This window comes from Monashia sp. HAY1-2A (genome assembly GCF_056755315.1).
The window spans coordinates 1-3,219 of the sequence record NZ_JBNDHY010000255.1 but is presented as its reverse complement, the minus strand read 5'-3'; the positions used below and the strand labels follow the sequence as shown (position 1 = coordinate 3,219).

General features: G+C 70.9%; 3 protein-coding genes and 1 pseudogene. 2 read left to right on the top strand and 2 right to left on the bottom strand.

Annotated elements, in window-relative coordinates; all coding sequences use genetic code 11:
* Positions 1 to 283, top strand: a pseudogene (locus ACPYOM_RS21435) (HNH endonuclease signature motif containing protein); the annotation flags it as partial.
* A gap of 37 nt (positions 284 to 320) precedes the next feature.
* Here ACPYOM_RS21435 and ACPYOM_RS21430 read toward each other — a convergent pair.
* A complete protein-coding gene (locus ACPYOM_RS21430; RefSeq protein ID WP_481347507.1) occupies positions 321 to 749 on the bottom strand; it encodes a hypothetical protein in 429 nt (142 codons plus the stop codon).
* A gap of 104 nt (positions 750 to 853) precedes the next feature.
* Positions 854 to 1,864: an aldo/keto reductase family protein gene (locus ACPYOM_RS21425; protein ID WP_481347506.1), complete on the bottom strand. Its 1,011-nt coding sequence runs from the start codon at positions 1,862 to 1,864 to the stop codon at positions 854 to 856.
* 93 nt (positions 1,865 to 1,957) lie between these two features.
* On the opposite strand from ACPYOM_RS21425, the gene ACPYOM_RS21420 reads away from it, so the two are divergent.
* Entirely contained in the window at positions 1,958 to 3,067 is a 1,110-nt protein-coding gene (locus ACPYOM_RS21420) for a DUF2231 domain-containing protein (RefSeq protein ID WP_481347505.1), read from the top strand.
* The last annotated feature ends 152 nt before the right edge of the window (positions 3,068 to 3,219 follow it).

Here is a 3,219-nt window from a genome sequence, read left to right as displayed (position 1 = left end):
CGGATGCACCGTCCCGGCCGCTCGCTGCGACCTCGACCACGACATCCCCTGGCCGCACGGCCCGACGGAGGTCACCAACCTCACGAGCAAGCATCGGCTGCACCACAACGCCCGCACCCACGGTCACTGGAGCGCGTCGCGGGACCCCGACGCCAGGGTCCACTGGCGCACGGCTGCCGGACGACGCTACGTCACCGAGCCGAAGGACTGGCTCGAGGACCTGCGGCCGCCACCCGAACCTGCCCGCCGCCCACGCGTCATCGACGAGCTTCCGCCGTTCTGAGGCCCGCTCGCGTTCTGAGCGCCGCTCGCGGGCGGCGTCACGACGCGGCGTCGAGCGGGTCCGGGAGTCGGTGCACCCCCTCCGCCGTGGCGACGTGGAAGCCGAGCAAGCGCACACCGGCCTTCCGGCAGGCGTCGATCCCGGCCTCGTGCCACTCCCGATCGGCGTCGGTCGGACGGGCTCCGTGCGGGCGCCCTCGGCCGAGCAGGATCGAGCCGCCGGACTCTCTGACCAGCGGAAGGACGAGGTCCAGCAGCCGGACCAGGTCGGCCGGATCCGCATCCTCCGGCACGTCGTTGAGGACGAGAGGTTGCAGGCCGCGGCCGGCGTGGTCGCAGATCATCAGCCCGATGCACCCCCCGGCGCGGTCGGCCTCGCCGAGGATGAGGTCGATGACGTCGCCGGCCGCGACGGAGTCGGTGAGGGGGATCTCGCTGGCGCGCTGGGGCAGGTCGTCGAAGGTCATGCCAGCCATCGTGGCCCGAGCCCGCGAACGCTCGCTGGAGTTGTCCCCAGGTCGATGCGCGCGGGCTCGTGCCCCGGTGGGCCGAACGCCAGGGTCTGCGAGGGTCAGGCCACGCGGGTCTTCGGGGCGTTCTCCGCGGTCTTGCCGGGGTCGCGCTCGACGATGTCCCCGAGGGCGTCGTCGATGCGGGCCATGAGCTCGGGCTCGAGCCTCACGCCCGCGGCCTTGACGTTCTCGGCCACCTGCTCGGGACGAGAGGCACCCACCAGAGCGGCGGCGACGTTCTCGTTCTGCAGCACCCATGCGACCGCGAGCTGGGCCATCGTGAGGCCCGCGTCGTCGGCGACGGGCTGGAGCTTCTGGACCCGCGTCAGGACGTCGTCGTTCATGAACCGCTTGATCATGTCGGCGCCGCCCTTCTCGTCGGCCGCCCGGGAACCTGCGGGAGGCTGCTGCCCGGGCTGGTACTTGCCCGTGAGGACGCCCTGCGCGATCGGGCTCCACACGATCTGGCTGACCCCGAGCTCCTGGCACGTCGGGATGACCTCGCCCTCGATGACCCGCCACAGCATGGAGTACTGCGGCTGGCTCGAGATCAGTTGCACGCCAAGGTCTTTCGCGAGCGCGTGGCCCGCGCGGATCTGCTCGGCCGTCCACTCGCTGACGCCGATGTAGAGGGCCTTGCCCTGACGCACGACGTCGGCGAACGCCTGCATCGTCTCCTCGAGGGGCGTCTCCGTGTCGTAACGGTGTGCCTGGTAGAGGTCGACGTAGTCGGTCTGCAGCCGGGTCAGCGACCCGTTGATCGACTCCATGATGTGCTTTCGCGAGAGCCCGGTGTCGTTCTTGCCACCGGGGCCTGTGGGCCAGTAGACCTTCGTGAAGATCTCGAGGCTCTCGCGCCGCTCGCTCTTGAGCGCCTCGCCGAGGACGCTTTCGGCCTTGGTGTTCGCATAGACGTCGGCCGTGTCGAACGTGCTGATGCCGGCGTCGAGCGCGGCGCGGACACATTGCGTCGCCACGTCGTTCTCGACCTGCGAGCCGTGCGTGAGCCAGTTGCCGTAGGTGATCTCGGAGATCTTGAGCCCGCTGTTGCCCAGGTGACGGAAGTTCATGGCGCCCACCGTATGCCCCGCGACCTGCGCCGCTCGATCCCGCGTCCATGGTCGGTCGGGCGACAGAGGGCCGCGGGTGGGTACGGGACCCATATGCCTCAAGACACCCAGACGCTTCCGTTGCCGGCCCGCTTCGCCGTGGCGCTCGAGCGCGACGACCGGCTGGATCGCGCCACGGCCCTCGCGCAGCGAGTCACCGCACCGCTGGGCCGCGGCGCCACCGCGTCCGTGCTCAGCGGACGATGGATGGGCCACGCCCTGCACCCTTCCCTCACCGACCTGCCGATAGGCCTCTTCACCGCGGCCGGCGTGCTCGACGCGCTGGGTGGAGTCGAGTCTCGGCCGGCGGCGCGCCGACTCATCGGGCTCGGCCTGCTCGCTGCGGCACCGACGGCGGCGTCCGGCTGGACGGAGTGGCACGGGGCCGAACAGCGCGACCGGCGTGTCGGTGTCGTCCACGCCGTCCTCAACGTCGGGTCGCTCGCGGCGTACACCGGCTCGTGGATGGCCAGACGGAGGGGGCGCCACGCGACCGGGGTGGTGCTCGCGCTGGCCGGTTCCGGCCTGACCGGTGTCGCCGCCTACCTCGGCGGACACCTGGCAAGCGCCCGTGGTGTCGCGACACGTCACCCAGCACTCAGCGAGAGGAACGAGACCATGTCCGAAGCCGAGCAGCCGAAACCCGCCTCGTCACCCCTGACGGCGCGGGACGTCGTCGAGGCCGTCACCGCGCAGCACGGTGAGATCACCCGCCTGCTTCGCGCGGTGCGCACCGCTGACGACGGCACCCGGGCTGACGCGCTGCACCGTCTCTGCGCGTACCTGGCCGGTCATGAGGCGGTGGAGGAGGTGCTCCTGCACCCACGCGCCGAGGCGACCCCGGACCCGGCACTGGGCACGCAGCGCGTCGTCGAGGAGGAGGGTGTCGGGCAGCAGATCGGGCGCCTGGAGGACGCCGGCGTCACCTCCCCGGTCTTCGTGACCCAGCTCGGGCTCCTCGAGGAGGCGATCACGCAGCACGCCGCCGCGGAGGAGAAGCAGGAGCTGCCAGGCATCCTCGACTCGGTCGACGCCTCGGATGCTGCCCTCATCGTCCGCGCCCTGCGCGAGCAGGAGGCCGCCGCCGACCGTCGAACCGGCTCGTTCGCCGAGATGCTCGAGATGGCCAGGCACGACGTCCGTGGGCTCGCGGCACGACGCTGAAAAGGATGTGCCATCCGGAATCTTCAAGTTGGCTCGAACGTTCCTCACATGACCCCTCCGGGCTGGACCCGGATCGAAGACGTGGAAAGAGGTGGATCGTGAGGCGCAGGAAGTACGAGGAGTTCGAGACCGACAACGGCACGGTGCTGCAC

What these genes read in the sequence shown, in the direction of transcription:
- ACPYOM_RS21430 (WP_481347507.1), bottom strand. Translation starts at nt 749, where the DNA reads ATGACCTTCGACGACCTGCCCCAGCGCGCCAGCGAGATCCCCCTCACC.
- ACPYOM_RS21425 (WP_481347506.1), bottom strand. Translation starts at nt 1,864, where the DNA reads ATGAACTTCCGTCACCTGGGCAACAGCGGGCTCAAGATCTCCGAGATC.
- ACPYOM_RS21420 (WP_481347505.1), top strand. Translation starts at nt 1,958, where the DNA reads ATGCCTCAAGACACCCAGACGCTTCCGTTGCCGGCCCGCTTCGCCGTG.